Origin of the sequence: Erythrobacter rubeus (assembly GCF_014705715.1) — a bacterium.
In the GTDB taxonomy this organism is placed as follows: domain Bacteria; phylum Pseudomonadota; class Alphaproteobacteria; order Sphingomonadales; family Sphingomonadaceae; genus Erythrobacter; species Erythrobacter rubeus.
This window is the reverse complement of record NZ_JACXLC010000001.1, coordinates 822,922-842,961: the sequence shown is the minus strand read 5'-3', so window position 1 is coordinate 842,961 and position 20,040 is coordinate 822,922. Positions and strand designations below refer to the sequence as shown.

Sequence of the window (20,040 nt, the reverse complement as noted above, 5' to 3'; positions counted from 1 at the left end):
GCCTGATGCGCAAACTCGCCCGGTGGCATATCTGGCTGGGCTGGCTGGTCGGCGTACCGATCGTGATGTGGACCGCGACCGGACTGTTCATGGTCGCGAAGCCGATAGGGGAGGTGCGCGGCAATCACCTTCGGATTGCGCAGAGCGAGGAGCCGGACGTGCTTCCGTCTGGCAATCCCGCTCCGATTGCGTTTCAGCTTGAGAATGTACCGCCGATCCACTCCTTTGAAACGCGTATGCAGCGCGGACGGGCGGTTACGTTTCTCACCTATGCCGATGGCCGGATCGAACGATTCGATGCTCAAAGCGGCACCCAGATCGGGCCGGTCGATGCGGCGAAGGCGCGCTCCATCGTCGCGAAGGAAATCGTCGGCGGGGCTAACGTAGAGCGCGTGACCTTTTTCGGAGCGGACGCGGTCCCGATGGATTTTCGGCGTCCCATGCCGGTGTGGCAGATCGCGCTGGAGGACGGCGCGCGTGTCTATGTCGGGCGGGACACCGGCGATGTCGAAGCGGTGCGCACACGCTGGTGGCGCTGGTTCGACATCATGTGGGGCCTGCACATCATGGACCTGTCGGAACGCGAGGATACCAGCCACCCGATCCTGATCCTGTTCGCCGCGCTGGCACTGATCGGCTCGCTGATCGGATCCATCCTGATGTTCCGCCGCCGCAAGGCGCGCGTTAATCGCACAATCGAGAGTGGGAGCACCTGATGGACGAGGCAGTGCTCACGCCGATTCTCGATATCCTCGACATTGCCGGCATCGCTATCTTCGCGCTTTCGGGCGCAGTCATCGCAGCGAAGGAACGCCAGACTTTCGTCACCATGGCGTTTTTCGCGCTGGTCACCGGCGTCGGCGGCGGGACGGTGCGCGACCTGCTGATCGATGCGCCGGTTTTCTGGATCACCGATCCGTGGGTGGCGGCGGTCTGCCTGCTCACTGCTCTCATCGCATGGTTCACGCCGGTTAGGCTGTGGCAGGGCAAGCTTTTCGACTTTGCCGATGGCGCAGGATTGGCGGCCTATGCCGTGCTCGGCAGCGCAAAGGCGCTCGCTTACGGAATTCCTCCCGTTCCGGCAGTGCTGATGGGGATCATCACCGGCTGTGTGGGCGGAATCATCCGCGATGTGGTCGCCGGGCGTCCTTCGATCATCATGCAGCCCGAACTCTACGTCACTGCCGCAGCACTCAGCGCAGCGGTGACAGTGACCGGCATGACCGCAGCGCCGCTCATCGCGCCGAGCCTCGTCATCGCGGATGGCTGGATCTGGGGAGCCGCGTTCCTCGCAGGGATGGCACTGCGCGCGGCGGCGATCCAGTGGCAATGGGGCCTGCCCAGCTACGGACGCAAAAAAGGGGCGGACGAGCCGCCCCTCGCGCCCCCTTCAAAAGAGAAGAGTTAGCCGCCGATATCCGCGTCGATCTCGTCGCCGATCTCTTCGCCCGGTAGCGGGCCACCCGGATAGGCAGGACGCGGCTCGTCCGAAGCGGCGAGCGTGTCGGCAGGTGCGCCATCCGCCGCAGCTGAACTTGCCTGCGCGGCATTCGCTTCGCGCGCTGCGATGTAGCTCGCATCGGTCCACTGGTTATCGTCTCCGCGCGCTCTCACGGTCTCGCCAGGAGTAAATGCAGAACCGCGGAAGCTTCCGTAATCGATGTCGTCGACGCGGCCGTCATTGTCGATCCGGCAGCTGAAGCCTTCGCCGTTGAAGAGCGCACCGGTCACGATCCAGCCCTCGCCCATGCGGTCCACGCCGTCCACGGTATCCACGCGCACGTCGCGCTCGATCCGGCGAACGCACTGATCGACGGCATTGTCGAGCCCGGAAGCCGATGCATTGTAGCCCCGCCGGTCATCGCGGCGATCGTAGTCACGGTAACGCCGGTCGTAATCGCGGTCGCGGCGATCGACGATCACCACATCGCGCTCACGATGGCGGCGGTTGTTGTTCGCAGCGCTCGCCACGGCTGCGATCCCGCCCAGGATCAGGACGCCTGCAAGGATATCTCCGCCCCGGATACCGCGCCGGCGATGCCAACCGCCCCTGCGCCAGCCCCGGCGACCCCAGCGGCGCCACTCGCCGTTCTCGAACTCACCATCATAGGCGCTGTGATCGAATTCAGCGAAGATCGAGCTGCCTACTGCAGCCGGGCCTTTCGGCAGATCGGCCGCGGCAGCCGGTGTGGCGGTCATGGAAATGGCGGCGATCAGCCCGGCGACAGCCCCGGTACGGCTTTTGGAAAGCATGAATGCTCCCTCCTGTTTGTGAAGCGAGCGGCCACCAATCGCTCTGGAATGCCCATGCGCATAGACGGCTCAGGCTTTCAGGTGCCTGAACCGTCTATGAACTCTTTAGAATGGGGAGGTGAACGGGACGGTGGGAGGACCGCCCCGAACCCTCACGCCCTGCGATCAGCGCAGGCCGCGAATCTTGCGGAATTCGACATAGGGTCGCTGGCCGCGACCGACGAAGCAGGTGAAACGCCCACGATCGAAATCACGGCGACCATATCCGCGCCCGCCTTCGACCTGGATGCGGCCTTTCACGCGGAAGCCACCCCGGGTGCGATCGACATCGCGGATTTGCGTCACGTCGGCATAGCGATAGCCACCGAAGCGGCGGGCCTGGCGCTCGGCTGCACGCACACAGCGTTCGACCGCGCGGCGACCGTTGTTGAAGCCGCGATTGTAACGAACGCGCTGATTGTATCCACGGTAGTCGCGGTCGCGATAGCGCCGATCGCGGTAGTGGTCGCGGTCCTTGTCGAACGCTCCGGCCAGCGCTGCGATGCCGCCGATGACCACGGCACCGGCGATTATCTCTCCGGCACCGATACCGCGATCACGTTCGTAGTAATCGTCGGCCATTGCCGGACTTGCGGTTGCCAGGGCCATCGCGCCTGCCGCGACAGTCCCGAGCGTGCCTTTGGCGAGTGCCTGTTTGAGCTTCGTCATTGAATTCATCCTCGGGGTCTACAGAGACGGAGGAATTTCCGTTCACTGTGAGGACCTTCTAGATGAACAAAACTGAGGTGATTCTGAGCAAGCCTTGCAGGCACTGTTCAGTTAAACGGCTATTTACATGAACAGCCCCGCGCGATCATTCGATCGCCGCAAGCAGGTCCCGCGTGAAGGCAGCTATGTCGAAGCGAGTGCCTGAGGGGTCTTCTCCGCGCCGCACGATCACGACGTCGCGGCTCGGCACGATCACCACGAATTGCCCGCGATTGCCCATCGCCGCGTACGTATCCGCGGGCACGCCTTCGGAATTGTTCAACAGCCAGAAGCTCGCGCCGTATCCGAACGGCCTGCCTTCCGGCTGCGGACCGGATGGCGAAGACACGTAATCCACCCAGCCTTCTTTCAGCAGACGCTGGCCGTCCGGCAGCACACCATCATCGAGATAAAGCTGCCCGAGCTTCACGAGATCCCGCGCGGTCGTCCACACCTGGCTGGACAGGATGTAGTGGTTGTTCGTGTCTGTTTCGACATGGGTGTTGGTCATGCCAATGGATCGGAACACGTCTTCGGGCGACGCAGCAGCAATGCCATCGAGCGCGCGGACAGCCATGAGAGTGTCGTTATTGGCATAGCGGAACACGGTCCCGGGGGGATGGATCACGGGCCAACTGCGAGCCCGCTCATGCACGGTGCTGCCGCCCCAATAGATGGGATCGGTGCGATTACCCGGCGTGTCCGAATACCGCCCGGATGCCATGCGCAGCATATGATCGATCGTTATCTGCGATCGCGGGTCTTCCGGTCGCAAGCCGCGGATGGCGATTTCGTTCACATCGTGATCGGTGTTGTGAAGCACCGCGCCGATCCAGGTCGCGGCAAGGCTCTTCGCCACAGACCAGGTCCGCTGAGGCGACTGGGCATTGTACCCGTCCGCATAAGAGGTCCCGATAGTCTGGCCGCCCTTGGTGACGATCATCGCAGTGCTGCGCGGCGCATCGAGCGCATTCACGTCGCCCATGTAGCGCGCGAACACACCTCCTAGCGCCGGATCGGGCTCAACCACGTCCTCCTCGGTAAGATCGGGCTTGGCAAAGCGGCGCAGGAATTCGCCGCGGTCGGCATCAGGCTGGACCACGAACAGCTCATCGGTGTCGAACGTCTCCCCGATCGGTTTCAGCGTGCAGTTCGATGCGCCCCCGACACTGGCGACGCGCGGGGGCATGTCATCCGCCCAGCTGACGGCGACATGTTCGACCTTCTCCCAGCGTTCATGACGATATTCCTGAACGGGAAGCTCGGCGATATACGGAGCATAATCGGGATCGATGCCAGCAAGGTCCCACTGCATGATCTGCTCCGGCGTCCGGATCTGCTCCGCCTCTTGCCACGCGGCCATCGCGCTGCACAGGAACAGCGCCTTGTACCCGGCGGCCAGCGCGCGGTCATATCGCGCATCGAGCTGGTCCTGGCTGGATTGGGCGGCGGCCGGAATGGCAAGCGTGAGAGCGGCTACGGCCGCGAGCATGGTGTTCTTCATGGCGCGGAACACTAGCCGTGCTTCGGCAAAAGAAAAGGGCCAGCGGATTGCTCCGCCAGCCCTTCTTTTGGGTATTCCCCGAGTAAGCTTACGCTTCGGCGTATTCCTCGTCGTCATTCATGACGGGGCCGCTATCCTGACCCTTGGCGTCTTCGTCACGCTCGACAAATTCGATGATCGCCATTTGCGCCGCATCGCTGTCACGATAACCGGCCTTGATGATGCGGGTGTAGCCGCCATCGCGGTCGCTGTAACGCTCAGCCAGAACGTCGAACAGCTTCTTCAGCTGGGTTTCGTCTAGCAGGCGAGCCTGAGCGAGACGACGGTTCGAAAGGCCGCCGCGCTTCGCCAGCGTGACCAGCTTTTCGACATAGGGACGCAGTTCCTTCGCCTTGGGCAGCGTGGTGTGGATCTGCTCATGCTTGATGAGAGCCGCAGCCATGTTGCGGAACAGAGCCTTGCGGTGGCCCGATTTACGCGAAAGCTTACGCCGTGAAATTCCGTGACGCATTGTATTCTTCCTTCAGTTCGTAGGGAGCCCGTTTGAGGTAGCTCCATCCTGGTGGCTATTGGGGCCGCCACCTTTGCCCTTGTGATTTCCTGCGAAAGCAAGAGCCCATGGGCTCCGGGTCGAGCCCGGAGCTCATGGAATGACTTAGCCCAGAAGTTCTTGTTCGAGCTTCTTGGCCATTTCTTCGATGTTCTCAGGCGGCCAGCCCGGGATATCCATGCCAAGGCGCAGACCCATGCTGGACAGCACTTCCTTGATCTCGTTCAAGGACTTGCGACCGAAATTTGGCGTGCGAAGCATTTCGGCTTCGGTCTTCTGAACGAGGTCGCCGATATAGATGATGTTGTCGTTCTTGAGGCAGTTGGCCGAACGCACCGACAGCTCCAGTTCGTCGACCTTCTTGAGAAGGTAGCGATTGAGCTGGTTGGCATCGTCTTCCTGCGGCTGAGCAGCCTGGCCGATCATGGCCGATTGCGGCTGCGGGATGCCGTCTTCGAAGTGGACGAACAGCGTCAGCTGGTCCTGGAGGATGCGCGCGGCATAAGCCACGGCGTCTTCCGGAGTGACGGTGCCATCGGTTTCGACGGTCAGCGAAAGCTTGTCGTAATCGAGCTCCTGCCCGACACGCGCATTCTCGACCTTGTAACTAACCTGGCGGACCGGCGAGTAGAGCGAGTCGACCGGGATCAGACCGATCGGCGCATCGGCCGGGCGATTGTTGACTGCGGGCGAGTAGCCTTTGCCGATGTCTGCGGTCAGCTCCATGTTGAGCGTCGCGCCTTCATCGAGGTGGCACAGGACGAGGTCCTTGTTCATCACTTCGATGTCGCCCGAAACGGCGATGTCGCCAGCCTTGACGGTCGCAGGGCCGGTCACGGAAAGCTGCAGCCGCTTGGGGCCTTCGCCTTCCATCTTGAGAGCGATCTGCTTCACGTTCAGGACGATGTCGGTCACGTCTTCGCGCACACCGGCGAGCGACGAGAATTCGTGCAGTACGTTCTCGATCTTGATCGAGGTGATAGCAGCGCCCTGCAACGAGCTGAGAAGCACGCGGCGCAGAGCGTTGCCGAGCGTGAGACCAAAGCCGCGCTCAAGCGGTTCGGCAACGAAGGTTACCTTGCGCTGCTTATCGCCCTTGTCCTTGATCTCGAGGGTGTTGGGTTTCTTCAGTTCCTGCCAGTTCTTCGTGTTGACGGACATGGATTTCCCCTAGTGTGCCTTGCGGCGGGTTGGAAATGGGTGCGGACCGGGGCGCGAAAAGCGCGTCCGGCCCGAGAGAAAGTGCGGCGGGCTTGGCACCCGCCAAAACATTCGGGTCAGACGCGGCGACGTTTCGATGGACGGACCCCGTTGTGCGGGATCGGCGTCACATCGCGGATCGACGTGATGTTGAAACCGACAGCGGCGAGACCGCGCAGCGCGCTCTCACGGCCCGAACCCGGGCCTTTTACTTCGACTTCGAGGGTGCGAACACCATGCTCAGCTGCCTTCTTGCCGGCATCGTCCGCCGCGACCTGCGCTGCATACGGTGTGGACTTACGGCTGCCCTTGAAGCCCATCATGCCTGCGCTGGACCAGCTGATCGCATTGCCCTGAGCATCGGTGATGGTGATCATGGTGTTGTTGAAGCTGGCGTTGATATGCGCAACGCCGCTCGTGATGTTCTTCCTGTCGCGGCGTCTTACTTTACCGCCCGGTTCGCGTGCCATTTCTCGTATTCCTTATTGAATGCGGGTGAAGGAAAAAGCGTTCAGGTCGCCCTGAGCTTACTTCTTCTTCCCGGCGATCGGCTTGGCCTTGCCCTTGCGGGTGCGGGCGTTGGTGTGCGTGCGCTGTCCGCGAACGGGCAGGCCGTTACGATGGCGCAGACCGCGATAGGTCCGCAGGTCCATCAGACGCTTGATATTCATCGCGGTGTTGCGGCGCAGATCGCCTTCCACCGTGTGATCTTCGTCGATGGTTTCGCGAATCCGCAGGACTTCCTCGTCGGTCAGGTCCTGCACGCGTGCACTGTGATCGATGCCAAGCTTGTCGGCGATCTGGACGGCCGTGGTGCGACCAATTCCGTGAATGTAGGTAAGCGCGATGATAACACGCTTATTGGTGGGGATATTTACCCCGGCAATACGAGCCACTTAATTCTCCATGCTCCACAGGGATTTACGGCATTGGCGCCATCGTCCCTATCTCAACGCTCACTGCAATGACACGCCGGTTGCCCCTTGCTTGTCCGACGGAGAGACCGAAGTGATCCGGGCTCCAAACGGCAAAAGTCCGGATGGCACGCATTTTGAAAAAGCGTTGCCTGCCGGACTGTGTCGCCAGGGTCGTATTTGGCGTGTCGAGTGAGCCGCGCGCTTACTGCGATTCTCGGTAGCAGTCAACAGCAGGCACGCGCATAAACCATTGAGCCGCCAATATGGGCAGCTCAGCAGTGGTTTCAAGAGGTACGATAACGCCCGCTCACGCACCCGTCAAAAACAGTCTGTGCAAAGGGTGATGCGGGCTTCCGCCGGGCTATGAGGCCTCAGCCGTCTGCGTCGCTTGAAGGTGTCTCTTCGCTTTCCGGTTCTTCGTTTGCAGGCTCGTCGTTTTCCGGGCTTTCGTCCGCGTCGCCCTCACCTTCCGCATCGGTATCTGCATCGGGCGCGGCTGCGGCTCCGCCGACTCGGCCAAGCAGGTTCGCCAGTCCATTCAGTTGCTCGGACATGACTCCATCGACCGCCCTCGCGATGACTGGCGTCTCGAACCGCATCTTGCCGCCGACATTGTATTCCCACACGATCCGGGTGCCGGCATCGACTTCGCTGAGCGCGATTGTGAGGATGCCCGTCACCGGCTCGCTTTGCAGCGGACCGAGAGCGCCGGTCATGCGCAGCGCCGACTCCGGATAGGCCTGAATCACCCGCATATGCTCCACGCTGCCTTCGAGGGTGATGCGTCCGGCATCTTCTGCCTCGGGGATGGTTTCGCAAAAGCATCCGCCCGCCTGCGGAGTAAGGGTGAGGTTGGAGGAATCGGCGGACCAGGTATGGGCCGAATTCCACCAGGTCGAAGGCGTGATCAGCGCCAGCCAGACCTCTTTGGGCGTCGCATCGACCACCGCCTCATCACGGGTAACGAAGCCGGCTTCGCTCTCGTCGGTGACTTCTGCCGCGAGCGGCGTGCCTGCGAGCAGTGCCGCGGCGGCACCGATTGATGTGATGATTTTGCGCATGACCCAAATCTCCCTCTGGGCGATGCTTATGCGATTGCTGCGTTGAGCGAAAGGCCCGCCTTTGAGAAGCGATCAGGCGAGGATCGCGTCGATCGCGGTGGCGACCTCTTCGATACCGGCCATGCCGTCCACGCGCGTCACGATACCGCGCGCTTCATATCCGGGCAGGATCGGGGCGGTTTTTGCGCGGTATTCATCCATGCGCGTGCGCACCGTTTCCTCGTTATCGTCGGGCCGGCGCTTGAACTCGGTCGAACCGCACACATCGCACACGCCCTCTTTCGAGGGAGGATTGGCGGTGTCGTGATACAGCGCGCCGCACTTGGCGCAGCTGAAGCGGCCCGTAATGCGTTCGACCAGCGCATCGACATCGACGCCGAGCTCGATCACGTGATCGAGGCTGCGTCCGTGCTTGGCGAGGATGCGGTCGAGATCCTCCGCCTGCGCCGCCGTGCGGGGGTAGCCATCGAAGATCGCGCCCTCACCCTTGTCCATCGCGGCAAGGTTGGCATCGATCAGCTCGGACACGATTTCATCGGAGACAAGCTCGCCGCGGTCCATCACGGCCTTGGCCTTCAGGCCGACAGGCGTTCCGCCCTTCACCGCCGCACGAAGCATATCGCCGGTCGACAGCTGCCGCATCGAATGGCGCTCCACCAGTCCTGCGCTCTGCGTGCCTTTGCCTGCTCCGGGAGGCCCAAGAAGAATGATGTTCACCGACGAACCCCCATTATGGCGCGACACTCGGCCGCGCGTTCCAACAGTTCAGCCGCATTCATGCGTTAACGCATGCGGCCTTTCAACTTAGCCTTCTTGATTAGATCGCCGTACTGGTGCGCCAACAGGTGCGACTGGATCTGGCTGAGCGTGTCCACGGTCACGTTCACCACGATCAGCAGGCTGGTTCCGCCGAGGAACAGCGGGATACCCGTTTGGGCGATCATGTATTCCGGGATCACACAGACGAGCGTCAGGTAGATCGCACCGACGACGGTGATCCGGGTGAGGACATATTCGAGGTAATCGGCGGTCCGCTTGCCCGGACGGATGCCCGGAATGAACCCGCCGCCCTTCTTCAGATCCTCGGCGCGCTCTTCGGGATTGAAGACGACCGCCGTGTAGAAGAATGTGAAGAAGATGATGCCGAGACCATACAGCGTCATGTAAATCGGCTGTCCGTGCGCGAGATACTGGTTCAGCGTCACGATCACACCGCCGAACGTGCTTTCGGTATCGACCGAATTTCCAGCGAATTGCGAAATCGTGAGCGGCAAGAGCAGCAGTGAGCTTGCGAAAATCGGCGGAATAACACCGGCAGTATTGAGCTTCAGCGGCAGGTAGGAATTGTCCTGCTGCATCATCCCGTTCTGGGTCGCGCGCTTCGGGTATTTGACGAGCAGGCGCCGCTGCGCGCGCTCGACATAGGAGATCAGCAGGATCAGGACGACAACCATGATGAGGAAGCCGATGATGATGCCTGGCGAGATCGAACCCGTGCGGCCGCCTTCGAACAGGTTGGTCGCGAAGGTCGGGAACTGGGCGACGATGCCTGCCATGATGATGAGCGAGACGCCGTTACCGATCCCGCGCGAGGTGATCTGCTCACCCAGCCACAGGAGGAACATCGTACCGCCGACGAGGCTGATGACAGCGCCAACGCGGAACATGTATCCCGGCTCGACCACGGCGGAGATGCCGTTCTGCGCGCTGAAACTTTCGAGGCCTGCGGCGAGGAAATAGCCCTGGATCGCACAGAGGAAGACCGTGCCGTAACGGGTGTACTGGTTCAGCTTCTGCCGCCCGGTTGCGCCCTCTTTCTTGAGAGCCGCAAGGGTCGGGTGCAGCGCCGAGGCCATCTGCACGACGATCGAGGCGGTGATATAGGGCATGACGCCGAGCGCGATGAGGCTCATCCGCTCAAGGCTGCCGCCCGAAAACGTGTTGAACAGCTCGAGCACGCCGCCCCGGCCGAGATCGGCGAGGTTCTGCAAAGCAGCCGGGTTGACCCCGGGCAGCGGAACATAGCTGAGAAAACGGAAAACGATCAGCGCACCGATCGTGAACCAGATGCGTTGGCGCAGCTCTGTCGCCTTGGCAAAATTGCCGAGGTTCATGTTGCTGGCGATGTTATCGGCGCGTGATGCCATTGTACTGCGTTAATCCTGGTCTTGCGCCGGCCCGTCCCGGCTCAGAACGGATAGATAGGGTGCAGGAGGCCCGTTGTCGAACCCCCTGCCCCAGCTTTTCTGGTATTATTTTGCCGCTTGGGCGTTGGCGGCCTTCACTTCGGCATTGGTCGGAGCGGTCACTTCGACGCTGCCGCCCGCCTTTTCGACGGCTGCGATCGCGCCCTTGGTCGCGCCGGTGACGACGAACTTGACCTTGGCCTTGATCTCACCCTTGCCGAGCAGACGAACGCCGTCCTTGCCGCCGCGGACCAGTCCGGATTCGCGCAGGGCCTCTTCGGTGACGTCTTTCTTGCCGTCGAGCTTCTTCGCATCGATCCATTTCTGGACCATGCCGATGTTCACTTCGGCGTAATCCTTGCCGAACGGGTTGTTAAAGCCGCGCTTTGGCAGGCGCATGTGAAGCGGCATCTGGCCGCCTTCGAAGCCCTTGATCGCTACGCCCGAACGGCTCTTCTGGCCCTTCTGGCCGCGTGCAGCGGTCTTGCCCTTGCCCGAGCCGATACCACGGCCGACGCGCATGCGACCCTTGCGGGCGCCTTCATTGTCACGGATGTCGTTGAGTTTCATGTTGCACTCGCTTTCGCTTTTGTTCGCGCTGAAAGAATGAGGCCCCGCACGATGCGAGGCCCCGATTATGATTTAGTCGACCACTTCGACCAGATGCGGGATCTTGGCGATCGCGCCGCGCACTTCAGGGGTATCCTGACGCTCGACGACCTTGTGCATCTTGTTAAGCCCAAGACCGATGAGGATCTTGCGCTGGCTTTCGGGACGACGGATCGGCGAACCGATCTGTCTGATCATCACTGTTTTCTTGGCAGCCATTGATCTTACTCCACAACTGCTGCGGCGTCGGCTTCAGCCTCCGCCTTGTCGGCGCCGCCGCGACCCAGCAGGTCGGCGACTTTCTTGCCGCGACGCTGGGCAACCGACTTCGGCGAAGTCTGGTTGACGAGCGCATCGAACGTGGCGCGGATCATGTTGTACGGGTTGGACGTGCCGACCGATTTGGTGACAACGTCGGCAACGCCGAGGCTTTCGAACACGGCACGCATCGGACCACCGGCGATGATGCCGGTACCGGGAGGCGCTGTGCGGACGGTGACCTTGCCGGCACCGAAACGCCCGTTTGCATCGTGATGCAGCGTGCGGCCTTCTTTCAGAGCGACGCGGATCATGTGCTTGCGAGCAGCAGCGGTTGCCTTGGTAATGGCTTCCGGCACTTCGCGTGCCTTACCCTTGCCGAAGCCGACGCGGCCCTGACCGTCACCGACCACGACGAGCGCAGCAAAGCCGAAGCGCTTACCACCCTTGACGGTCTTGGAGACGCGGTTGATGTGCACCAGCTTTTCGATGATGCCGTCATCTTCCTCTTCGCGGCGACCGCCACGGCGATTGTCGCGTCCACCGCGGCCACGGCCACCGCCGCGATTGTCACCGCCACGACCACGACCGCGGCCCTGGCGCTCTTCAGCCTTGGGCTGTTCGGTCGGCTGAGCGGATGGCTCCTGCGCCGGATTCTGGTTGTCGGCAGCTTCCGAAGGCGTTTCCACTGCAGCCGGAACGTCGGCGTTGGCTTTGGCAGCCGCTGCTTCAGGCGTTTCGGTCACTTCCGGCGTCGCCGGAGCTTCGGTGGCTTCTGCCGGGGTGTTATCTTCTGGTTTCTTGTCGTCGGCCATCATCAGAACTCCAGCCCGCCTTCGCGAGCGGCATCGGCCAGCGCTTTCACGCGGCCATGGAACAGGAACCCGCCGCGATCGAACACGACAGTGGTCACGCCGGCCTTCTTCGCGGCATCCGCGATGTCCTTGCCGACCTTTGCGGCGGCATCGACATTCGCGCCCGAGGACTTGGCCCCCAGGGTCGACGCAGCGGCCACGGTGCGGCCTTCGGCGTCGTTGATGATCTGCGCGTAGATGTGGCGACCGGTGCGGTGCACCGACAGGCGCGGCTTGTCACCGGCGCGAGCGCGAAGAGCGCTGCGAACACGGCGGCGGCGACGTTCAAAGAGAGAGAGCTTTGCCATCTTACTTCTTCTTTCCTTCCTTGCGGAAGACATATTCGCCGCGATACTTGATGCCTTTGCCCTTGTAGGGCTCGGGCTTGCGCCAGCGGCGGATTTCGGCAGCAAACTGGCCGACGGCCTGCTTGTCGATGCCGGAGATCTCGACCGTGGTCTGATCGGGCGTTTTGACTTCGATACCTTCAGGCACTTCGAGATCGACATCGTGGCTGAAGCCGAGCTCCAGCTTCAGGGTCTTGCCCTGCGCCTTCGCACGGTAACCAACGCCGGAAATCTCGAGCGTCTTCGAAAAGCCTTCGGTGACACCTTCGACCAGGTTCGAAACCAGCGTGCGCTGCATGCCCCAATAGGACCGTGCCTGCTTGGTGTCGTTGGCCGGGTTCACATGGATTTCGTCGCCTTCGACCTTGTAGTCGATGAGGTCGGACAGACCCATGGTGAGGGTACCTTTCGGGCCCTTCACGCTCAGCGTGCCGTTGTCGATATTGGCCGTGACCCCATTGGGGATAGCGACCGCCTTTTTACCAATGCGGCTCATCAGAAGACCTCCGCAAGCACTTCACCGCCGACATTGCCCTCACGCGCTTCAGCGTCCGAGAGGACACCGCGCGGGGTGGAGACGATGGTGATGCCAAGGCCGTTGCGCACGATCGGCAGCTCTTTCGAACCCGAATAGACGCGGCGGCCAGGCTTGGAAACGCGGCTCACATGCTTGATCGCAGGTTCGCCTTCGAAATATTTCAGTTCGATCCGCAGCGCCTTGTGCTTGCCGGTTTCATCCTCGCTGTAGCCACGGATGTAGCCTTCGCGGGTCAGAACCTCGAGCACGTTCGCACGCAGCTTGGACGCTGGCGAAAGGACGCTGTCCTTCTTCGCCTGCTGCCCGTTGCGGATGCGGGTGAGCATATCACCCAGTGGATCGGTCATAGCCATTTGTCAGATCCTCACCAGCTCGACTTCGTCAGGCCTGGAATCAGGCCCTTGTTGCCGAGGTTGCGCAGTTCGATACGGTTGATGCCGAACTTGCGATAATAGCCGCGCGGGCGGCCGGTGGTGGAACAGCGGTTGCGCACGCGGGTCGGGTTCGCGTTGCGCGGAATTTCCGCCATTTTGAGACGCGCGATGAGACGTTCTGCTTCGTCGAGCGACTTGTCATCGGCAATCGCCTTCAGCTTCTCGTACTTTGCTGCGTACTGCTTAACGAGCTTCTTGCGACGCTCATTCTTGTTGATGGAACTCAGTTTCGCCATTGGACTTAAGCTCTCTTACCTTCTGTTTCGGTCATGAAACGGCTCACGCCGCCTCTTTCTGTTCGCTCTTGGCTTCGCCCTGGAACGGGAAGCCGAAAAGACGCAGCAGCTCGCGCGCCTCTTCATCGGTGTTCGCAGTCGTGGTCACGATGATGTCCATTCCGCGAACTTTTTCGATCTTGTCGTAGCTGATCTCGGGGAACACGATCTGTTCCTTGAGACCCATCGCGTAATTGCCGCGGCCGTCGAACGACTTTGCGTTCAGCCCGCGAAAGTCGCGGATGCGCGGCATGGCGATGGTGACGAGACGATCCATGAATTCGTACATGCGATCGCGGCGCAGGGTGACCTTGCAACCGATCGGCATGCCTTCGCGCAGCTTGAACTGAGCGATCGATTTCTTCGCCTTGGTGATGACAGGTTTCTGACCAGCGATCAGAGCCATTTCCTCGGCTGCGGTCTGGACCTTCTTCTTGTCCTGGCTCGCTTCGCCCACACCCATGTTGAGCGTGACCTTTTCGAGGCGCGGGACCTGGAGACGGTTCGTGTAGCCGAACTTCTCAGTCATCGCCTTGACGATCTCGTCCTCATAACGGGACTTCATGCGCGGAGTGTAATCAGCCATCGATGGTCTCCCCACTCTTCACGGCAACGCGCACCTTCTTGCCGTCCTTCATTTCGAAACGGACACGGGTTGGCGCGTCATCCTTGGGATCGGCCACAGCAACCTTGGCGATGTGCATCGGAGCCGGGAAACGGTCGATGCCACCCTGCGGGTTCTGCTGGCTCGGCTTGCGGTGACGGGCAACGACATTGATGCCTTCGACAACGATCTTGCCATCTTTCGGCATGACCTGCTGGACAGTGCCGGTGCGGCCCTTGTCCTTGCCCGAAAGCACGACAACCTTGTCGCCCTTCTTGATCTTAGCGGATGCCATCTTAGAGCACCTCCGGTGCGAGCGAGATGATCTTCATGAAGCCCCGGCCGCGCAGTTCGCGGACCACCGGGCCAAAGATACGGGTGCCGATCGGCTCTTCGCTCTTGTTCACGAGGACCGCAGCGTTGCTGTCAAAACGGATCACGCTGCCATCGGGACGGCGAACGTCCTTCTTGGTGCGAACGATCACGGCACGATGAACATCGCCCTTTTTGACCTTTGCGCGCGGCTGGGCTTCCTTCACGGAAACCACGATCACGTCGCCAACGGAGGCAAACCGACGCTTCGACCCGCCCAGCACCTTGATGCACTGGACGCGCTTTGCGCCGCTATTGTCCGCGACGTCGAGATTGGATTGCATCTGGATCATTGATCCGGTTCCTTCTCTTGGCTTTCCGGGACTTTGGCCAGAACCAGCCCGGGAGTTCCTACGTCAAATTATTCTGCGCCACCCGGGGTGGCTTCGGCGACTTCGAGATCGGCTTCGACGGCCTGCGTACCGCCGGCAACAACCCGATCCTTCACGGCCCACGTCTTGGTCTTGGAGATCGGTTTGGTCTCCTCGATCCGGACGATGTCGCCCATCGCATATTCGTTCTTCTCATCGTGCGCGTGATACTTTTTCGAACGACGGATGATCTTCCCGTAAAGCGGGTGCTTCACCTTGCGTTCGACCAGCACGGTCACGGTCTTGTCGGTCTTGTCGGAGGTGACAGTTCCGATCAGGATACGTTTCGGCATTGTCTACTCCTTACGCCTTTTCAGCGGCGGCTTTCGCAGCGCGCTCGTTCTGCAGCGTTTTGATCTGCGCGATGTTGCGGCGCACTTCACGGATACGCGAAGGCTTTTCCAGCTGGTTCGTCGCCGACTGGAAACGCAGGTTGTACTGCTCGCGCCTAAGCTCGGTTAGCTCGGTGGAGAGCTGGTCGTCGGTCTTCGTGCGAAGATCTTCGATATCGGCCATCATTCGCCTCCCAGGTGGCTGGTGTCACCCAGACGGGCGACGACTTTGGTCTTGATCGGAAGCTTCATCGCGGCACGCTCGAAAGCGGCTGCGGCGATCGGTCCCGAAACACCGTCGAGTTCAAACAGGATGCGGCCCGGCTTTACGCGCGCTGCCCAGTATTCGACCGAGCCCTTGCCCTTACCCTGACGAACTTCGGCAGGCTTCTTGGACACGGGTACGTCCGGGAACACGCGGATCCAGAGACGACCCTGACGCTTCATGTGACGCGTGATCGCGCGGCGAGCCGCTTCGATCTGGCGCGCGGTGATCCGCTCGGGCTCGAGAGCTTTCAGACCATAGGAGCCAAAGTTCAGCGTGGTGCCGCCCTTTGCATCGCCCTTGATCCGGCCCTTAAAGGCCTTGCGGTACTTGGTTTTCTTCGGTTGCAGCATGGTTTCTTCCTAATCCTGCAATCAGCGAGCCGGACGAACGCCGGAGGTCTGCGATTCCATCATCAGGCGGTCCTGTGCGGTCGGATCGTGAGCGAGGATCTCGCCCTTGAAGACCCAGACCTTGATGCCGATGATGCCGTATGCAGTCAGCGCTTCGGTTTCAGCGTAATCGATATTGGCGCGCAGCGTGTGAAGCGGCACGCGGCCTTCACGATACTGCTCCACGCGGGCGATTTCAGCGCCGCCGAGACGGCCACCGCACACGATCTTGATGCCTTCGGCGCCAAGACGCATGGCCGACTGCATGGCGCGCTTCATCGCACGGCGGAAAGCCACGCGGCGAACCAGCTGATCGGCGATACCCTGAGCGACAAGCTTCGCGTCGATTTCCGGCTTGCGGATCTCGACGATGTTCAGCTTCACTTCGCTTTCGGTCATCGTGGCCAGCTTCTGACGCAGCTTTTCGATGTCCGCGCCCTTCTTGCCGATGATGACGCCGGGGCGAGCCGCATAGATCGAGACGCGGCACAGCTTGGCCGGACGCTCGATCACAACCTTCGAGATCGCTGCCTGTGTCAGGTTCTCGACGATGTACTTGCGGATCTTGATGTCTTCGCTGAGCAGCGCGGCGTAGTCACGCCCTTCGGCGTACCAGCGGCTGTCCCAGGTGCGGTTGATCTGCAGGCGCAGACCGATCGGATTGCTCTTCTGGCCCATCTTACACCTCTTCTTCTTGCTGTTCGCGAACCACAATGCGCAGCTTGCTGAACGGCTTAAGGATACGGGTCGACTTACCGCGACCACGCGTGTGGAACCGCTTCATGGTGATCGACTTGCCAACCGAAGCCTCAGCGACGACGAGAGCGTCGACATCGAGATCGTGATTGTTTTCCGCATTGGCGATCGCCGATGCGAGAACCTTGCTGGCATCCTTGGCCATCGCCTTCTTGGAGAACGACAGGATGTTCAGCGCTTCTTCGGCTTTCTTGCCGCGGATCAGCTGCGCAACGAGGTTCAGCTTCTGAGCCGAGCCGCGAATCTGCGTGCCGACAGCCAGGGCCTCGTTATCCGCAACGCGGCGGGGTGATTTTGCCTTGCTCATTAGCGCTTGCCCTTCTTGTCGGCAGCGTGGCCGGGGAAGCTGCGCGTTGGCGCGAATTCACCGAGCTTGTGGCCGACCATCTCTTCCGAAACGGAGACGGGAATGAATTTCTGTCCGTTATAAACGTTGAAGGTCAGCCCAACGAACTGCGGCAGGATCGTGGAGCGGCGCGACCAGGTCTTGATCGGCTTGCTGCTGCCAGCTTCCTGTGCGTCCTCTGCCTTTTTGAGCAGGCTGAGCTCGACAAACGGACCTTTCCATACGGAACGTGCCATCGTGTCTTACCTCTTCTTCTTCGCGTGACGCGAACGGATGATCATCTTGTCCGTCTGCTTGTTCTTACGAGTGCGGGCGCCCTTGGTCGGCTTGCCCCACGGGGTCACCGGATGACGGCCACCGCTGGTGCGGCCTTCACCACCACCGTGCGGGTGATCGACCGGGTTCTTTGCGACACCGCGAGTGAGCGGACGGCGACCCTTCCAACGGGTGCGACCGGCCTTGCCGAAGTTCTGGTTCTGGTTGTCCGGGTTCGAAACCGCGCCAACCGTACCCATGCAATCGGAGCGCAGGTAACGCTGCTCGCCCGAGTTGAGGCGAACGATAACCATGCCGCGGTCACGGCCGACGAGCTGAACATAGGTGCCAGCGCTGCGAGCGATCTGACCGCCCTTGCCCGGCTTCATCTCCACGTTGTGGCAGATCGTGCCGACCGGCATCTGACCCAGAAGCATGGCATTGCCCGGCTTCGTGTCGACCTTTTCACCGGCCACTACCGTATCGCCGACAGCAAGACGCTGCGGGCAGAGGATGTAGGCCAGTTCGCCGTCTTCGTACTTCAGCAGTGCGATGAAGGCGGTGCGGTTGGGGTCGTATTCGATCCGCTCGACGGTCGCGGGGACATCCCACTTGCGACGCTTGAAGTCGATGAAGCGGTACTTCTGCTTGTGACCGCCGGCGATGCCACGCGACGTGACATGACCCTTGTTGTTCCGGCCGCCGGTCTTGCGCTTGCCTTCCGTGAGCGACTTGACCGGACCACCTTTGTGGAGACCGGACTTGTCGACCAGGATGAGGCCGCGGCGCGCGGGGCTCGTTGGTTTGTAATTCTTGAGTGCCATGATCCGCCTCAGATACCGCTGGTGATGTCGATCATCTCGCCGTCAGCGAGGCGTACGACAGCCTTTTTGAAATCCGAACGCTTGTAGGGCTTGCCCCGCCAGCGCTTCGTCTTGCCCTTGGTGAGAATGGTGTTCACCGCGACGACCTTCTTGTCGTAGATCGCCTCAACCGCTTCCTTGATCTGCGGCTTGGTTGCGTCATTCGCCACCTTGAATACCACCGCGTTGTTCTCCGAAGCCATGGTCGACTTTTCGGTGATGTGCGGGGCCAGGATCACGTCGTAGTGACGCGCATCGATGCCATCTTTCTTAGCCATTGAAGCGCGCCTCCAGCTTTTCGACAGCGTCCTTGGTCAGGACCAGCGTGTCGTGGTTGAGAATGTCGTAGACGTTGGCGCCTGCGGCCGGGAGCACGTTCACGCCCGGAAGGTTGCCAGCGGCCTTCTTGAAACCATCGTCGACGCTTTCGCCGTCGATCACGAGCACCTTGCCGGCAAAGCCGTGCTTGGCGAAGTGACCTTTGAGCGCCTGCGTCTTGGCTTCTTTCAGCGCGAGGCTGTCGACAACCACGAGGCCGTCTTTCGCTTTGCTCGAAAGCGCCATCTTCAGGCCCAGTGCGCGAACTTTCTTGTTCAGCGACTGGTTGAAGTCACGCTTGCGCGCGCCGTGGGCCTTACCGCCGCCGATAAAGATCGGAGCGCCGCGATCGCCGTGACGTGCGCCGCCCGAACCCTTTTGCGGGCCGAACTTCTTGCCGGTGCGGGCGACGTCCGAACGCTCACGCGTCGGGCGTGCGGTGCCACGGCGGTTTTCGAGCTGCCAGGTGACAACGCGGTGCAGGATGTCTGCGCGCGGCTCTACGCCGAACACGTCATCGTTCAGCTCGATGTCGCCCGACGCCTTCCCGTCGATTTTCTGGACCTTCACCTTCATGGCTTAGTCTTCCTTCTTCTCGTCGCCGGCGGGAGCATCGGCTGCCGGAGCGCAATCGTCTGCGGCTGCTTCTTCGCCCTGCGACGGGGTTTCGATGGTCTCTTCCGAAGCCGGAGCTTCGACTTCGTCCTGCGGTTTCGCGGTATCGACCAGAGCTGCCGGGAACGGGAGTTCCTCGGCGAATGCCTTCTTCACGGCGTCGCTCACAAGCAACCAGCCATTCTTCGAACCGGGGACGGAGCCCTTTACGAAGATCAGGCCACGGTCTGCATCGGTGCGAACCACTTCGAGGTTCTGCTGGGTACGCTGGCGATCACCCATGTGACCGGCCATCTTCTTGCCCTTGAACACGCGGCCCGGATCCTGACGGTTACCCGTCGAACCGTGCGAACGGTGCGAGATCGAGACACCGTGGGTGGCGCGAAGACCGCCGAAGCCCCAACGCTTCATGGCGCCAGCAAAGCCCTTACCCTGCGTGTGGCCGGTGATGTCGACCTTCTGGCCGGCAACGAAGTGATCGGCACTGATCAGCGCTCCGACAGGCGGGAGACCTTCTTCGTTTTCGACGCGGAATTCTGCGACGCGCTTCTTCAGCCCGACACCGGCCTTGCCGAAGTGTTCACGCTGCGGCTTCGCCACGTTTTTCTGTTTTGCTTCGCCTGCACCCAGCTGGACTGCGAAGTAGCCGTCCGTATCTGCGGTGCGGTGCGAGACGACCTGGCAATCTTCCAGAGCGAGCACGGTTACGGGCACGTGCCGACCGTCCTCCTGGAAGAGGCGGGTCATCCCAACCTTCTTTGCGATCACGCCTGTGCGCATCGTCTAAACTCCTAACAGAGGCACAAGGGGACCATCCC

Annotated in this window: 32 protein-coding genes; 2 read left to right on the top strand and 30 right to left on the bottom strand. The window is 61.3% G+C overall.

Features of this window, described 5'->3' with window-relative positions:
* The first annotated feature begins 5 nt into the window (after positions 1–5).
* Together IB285_RS04160 and IB285_RS04155 are read left to right on the top strand one after the other, a co-directional pair.
* Complete coding sequence (locus tag IB285_RS04160) at positions 6–716, top strand: PepSY domain-containing protein (protein WP_234033056.1); 711 nt, start codon at positions 6–8, stop codon at positions 714–716.
* Positions 716–1,408 (top strand): trimeric intracellular cation channel family protein, encoded by a 693-nt coding sequence (locus IB285_RS04155; protein ID WP_190786991.1) that lies wholly within the window; start codon positions 716–718, stop codon positions 1,406–1,408. The genes IB285_RS04160 and IB285_RS04155 overlap by 1 nt, the downstream gene beginning before the upstream one ends.
* Here the strand turns inward: IB285_RS04155 and IB285_RS04150 are convergent.
* The 30 genes from IB285_RS04150 to rplC form a co-directional block, all read right to left on the bottom strand.
* A complete protein-coding gene (locus IB285_RS04150; protein WP_190786990.1) occupies positions 1,405–2,253 on the bottom strand; it encodes a hypothetical protein in 849 nt (282 codons plus the stop codon). The two genes, IB285_RS04155 and IB285_RS04150, sit on opposite strands and share 4 nt — an antisense overlap.
* Positions 2,254–2,418: 165 nt before the next feature.
* The gene (locus IB285_RS04145; protein ID WP_190786989.1) at positions 2,419–2,961 is read right to left on the bottom strand and encodes a hypothetical protein; all 543 of its coding nucleotides are present in this window, start codon (positions 2,959–2,961) and stop codon (positions 2,419–2,421) included.
* A gap of 145 nt (positions 2,962–3,106) precedes the next feature.
* Entirely contained in the window at positions 3,107–4,504 is a 1,398-nt protein-coding gene (locus IB285_RS04140) for a serine hydrolase domain-containing protein (RefSeq protein ID WP_190786988.1), read from the bottom strand.
* 88 nt (positions 4,505–4,592) lie between these two features.
* Positions 4,593–5,015, bottom strand: a complete 423-nt coding sequence (gene rplQ, locus IB285_RS04135; protein WP_190786987.1) for a 50S ribosomal protein L17 — start codon at positions 5,013–5,015, stop codon at positions 4,593–4,595.
* Between the two features lie 144 nt (positions 5,016–5,159).
* Positions 5,160–6,215, bottom strand: a complete 1,056-nt coding sequence (locus IB285_RS04130; protein ID WP_190786986.1) for a DNA-directed RNA polymerase subunit alpha — start codon at positions 6,213–6,215, stop codon at positions 5,160–5,162.
* Positions 6,216–6,331: 116 nt separating this feature from the next.
* Positions 6,332–6,724, bottom strand: a complete 393-nt coding sequence (rpsK, locus tag IB285_RS04125) for a 30S ribosomal protein S11 (RefSeq protein WP_190786985.1) — start codon at positions 6,722–6,724, stop codon at positions 6,332–6,334.
* A gap of 57 nt (positions 6,725–6,781) precedes the next feature.
* Positions 6,782–7,150, bottom strand: a complete 369-nt coding sequence (gene rpsM, locus IB285_RS04120; RefSeq protein ID WP_190786984.1) for a 30S ribosomal protein S13 — start codon at positions 7,148–7,150, stop codon at positions 6,782–6,784.
* 392 nt (positions 7,151–7,542) lie between these two features.
* Positions 7,543–8,232: an SRPBCC family protein gene (locus tag IB285_RS04115; RefSeq protein WP_190786983.1), complete on the bottom strand. Its 690-nt coding sequence runs from the start codon at positions 8,230–8,232 to the stop codon at positions 7,543–7,545.
* Positions 8,233–8,304: 72 nt separating this feature from the next.
* Entirely contained in the window at positions 8,305–8,949 is a 645-nt protein-coding gene (locus IB285_RS04110; RefSeq protein WP_190786982.1) for an adenylate kinase, read from the bottom strand.
* A gap of 65 nt (positions 8,950–9,014) precedes the next feature.
* The gene (secY, locus tag IB285_RS04105; RefSeq protein WP_190786981.1) at positions 9,015–10,379 is read right to left on the bottom strand and encodes a preprotein translocase subunit SecY; all 1,365 of its coding nucleotides are present in this window, start codon (positions 10,377–10,379) and stop codon (positions 9,015–9,017) included.
* A 105-nt stretch (positions 10,380–10,484) separates the two neighbouring features.
* Complete coding sequence (gene rplO / locus IB285_RS04100; RefSeq protein WP_190786980.1) at positions 10,485–10,988, bottom strand: 50S ribosomal protein L15; 504 nt, start codon at positions 10,986–10,988, stop codon at positions 10,485–10,487.
* Between the two features lie 72 nt (positions 10,989–11,060).
* On the bottom strand, positions 11,061–11,246 hold the full coding sequence (gene rpmD / locus IB285_RS04095; protein WP_190786979.1) for a 50S ribosomal protein L30: 186 nt from the start codon (positions 11,244–11,246) through the stop codon (positions 11,061–11,063).
* Between the two features lie 5 nt (positions 11,247–11,251).
* A complete protein-coding gene (gene rpsE, locus IB285_RS14980; RefSeq protein WP_234033055.1) occupies positions 11,252–12,103 on the bottom strand; it encodes a 30S ribosomal protein S5 in 852 nt (283 codons plus the stop codon).
* On the bottom strand, positions 12,103–12,447 hold the full coding sequence (rplR, locus tag IB285_RS04085) for a 50S ribosomal protein L18 (protein WP_190786978.1): 345 nt from the start codon (positions 12,445–12,447) through the stop codon (positions 12,103–12,105). Before rplR ends, rpsE begins: the two co-directional genes overlap by 1 nt.
* A gap of 1 nt (position 12,448) precedes the next feature.
* Positions 12,449–12,982: a 50S ribosomal protein L6 gene (gene rplF / locus IB285_RS04080; RefSeq protein WP_190786977.1), complete on the bottom strand. Its 534-nt coding sequence runs from the start codon at positions 12,980–12,982 to the stop codon at positions 12,449–12,451.
* Positions 12,982–13,377, bottom strand: coding sequence for a 30S ribosomal protein S8 (gene rpsH / locus IB285_RS04075; RefSeq protein WP_190786976.1), 396 nt, complete (start codon positions 13,375–13,377; stop codon positions 12,982–12,984). Before rpsH ends, rplF begins: the two co-directional genes overlap by 1 nt.
* An 11-nt stretch (positions 13,378–13,388) precedes the next feature.
* Positions 13,389–13,694 (bottom strand): 30S ribosomal protein S14, encoded by a 306-nt coding sequence (gene rpsN / locus IB285_RS04070; protein ID WP_190786975.1) that lies wholly within the window; start codon positions 13,692–13,694, stop codon positions 13,389–13,391.
* A 43-nt stretch (positions 13,695–13,737) separates the two neighbouring features.
* A complete protein-coding gene (gene rplE, locus IB285_RS04065; RefSeq protein WP_190786974.1) occupies positions 13,738–14,319 on the bottom strand; it encodes a 50S ribosomal protein L5 in 582 nt (193 codons plus the stop codon).
* On the bottom strand, positions 14,312–14,632 hold the full coding sequence (rplX, locus tag IB285_RS04060; protein WP_190786973.1) for a 50S ribosomal protein L24: 321 nt from the start codon (positions 14,630–14,632) through the stop codon (positions 14,312–14,314). The genes rplE and rplX overlap by 8 nt, the downstream gene beginning before the upstream one ends.
* 1 nt (position 14,633) lies before the next feature.
* A complete protein-coding gene (gene rplN / locus IB285_RS04055; protein ID WP_010411138.1) occupies positions 14,634–15,002 on the bottom strand; it encodes a 50S ribosomal protein L14 in 369 nt (122 codons plus the stop codon).
* A 68-nt stretch (positions 15,003–15,070) separates the two neighbouring features.
* The gene (gene rpsQ, locus IB285_RS04050; RefSeq protein WP_190786972.1) at positions 15,071–15,373 is read right to left on the bottom strand and encodes a 30S ribosomal protein S17; all 303 of its coding nucleotides are present in this window, start codon (positions 15,371–15,373) and stop codon (positions 15,071–15,073) included.
* 10 nt (positions 15,374–15,383) lie between these two features.
* Positions 15,384–15,596: a 50S ribosomal protein L29 gene (gene rpmC / locus IB285_RS04045; protein WP_190786971.1), complete on the bottom strand. Its 213-nt coding sequence runs from the start codon at positions 15,594–15,596 to the stop codon at positions 15,384–15,386.
* Positions 15,596–16,030, bottom strand: a complete 435-nt coding sequence (rplP, locus tag IB285_RS04040) for a 50S ribosomal protein L16 (RefSeq protein ID WP_190786970.1) — start codon at positions 16,028–16,030, stop codon at positions 15,596–15,598. Before rplP ends, rpmC begins: the two co-directional genes overlap by 1 nt.
* A gap of 21 nt (positions 16,031–16,051) precedes the next feature.
* Positions 16,052–16,747, bottom strand: coding sequence for a 30S ribosomal protein S3 (gene rpsC, locus IB285_RS04035; protein WP_190786969.1), 696 nt, complete (start codon positions 16,745–16,747; stop codon positions 16,052–16,054).
* Position 16,748: 1 nt separating this feature from the next.
* Positions 16,749–17,132 (bottom strand): 50S ribosomal protein L22, encoded by a 384-nt coding sequence (gene rplV / locus IB285_RS04030; RefSeq protein ID WP_190786968.1) that lies wholly within the window; start codon positions 17,130–17,132, stop codon positions 16,749–16,751.
* Complete coding sequence (gene rpsS, locus IB285_RS04025) at positions 17,132–17,407, bottom strand: 30S ribosomal protein S19 (RefSeq protein WP_190786967.1); 276 nt, start codon at positions 17,405–17,407, stop codon at positions 17,132–17,134. Before rpsS ends, rplV begins: the two co-directional genes overlap by 1 nt.
* A gap of 6 nt (positions 17,408–17,413) precedes the next feature.
* Positions 17,414–18,250 (bottom strand): 50S ribosomal protein L2, encoded by an 837-nt coding sequence (gene rplB / locus IB285_RS04020; protein ID WP_190786966.1) that lies wholly within the window; start codon positions 18,248–18,250, stop codon positions 17,414–17,416.
* An 8-nt stretch (positions 18,251–18,258) separates the two neighbouring features.
* On the bottom strand, positions 18,259–18,567 hold the full coding sequence (locus IB285_RS04015) for a 50S ribosomal protein L23 (RefSeq protein WP_190786965.1): 309 nt from the start codon (positions 18,565–18,567) through the stop codon (positions 18,259–18,261).
* Complete coding sequence (rplD, locus tag IB285_RS04010; protein ID WP_190786964.1) at positions 18,560–19,183, bottom strand: 50S ribosomal protein L4; 624 nt, start codon at positions 19,181–19,183, stop codon at positions 18,560–18,562. The genes IB285_RS04015 and rplD overlap by 8 nt, the downstream gene beginning before the upstream one ends.
* 3 nt (positions 19,184–19,186) lie before the next feature.
* A complete protein-coding gene (gene rplC, locus IB285_RS04005) occupies positions 19,187–20,002 on the bottom strand; it encodes a 50S ribosomal protein L3 (protein ID WP_190786963.1) in 816 nt (271 codons plus the stop codon).
* Between the last annotated feature and the right edge of the window lie 38 nt (positions 20,003–20,040).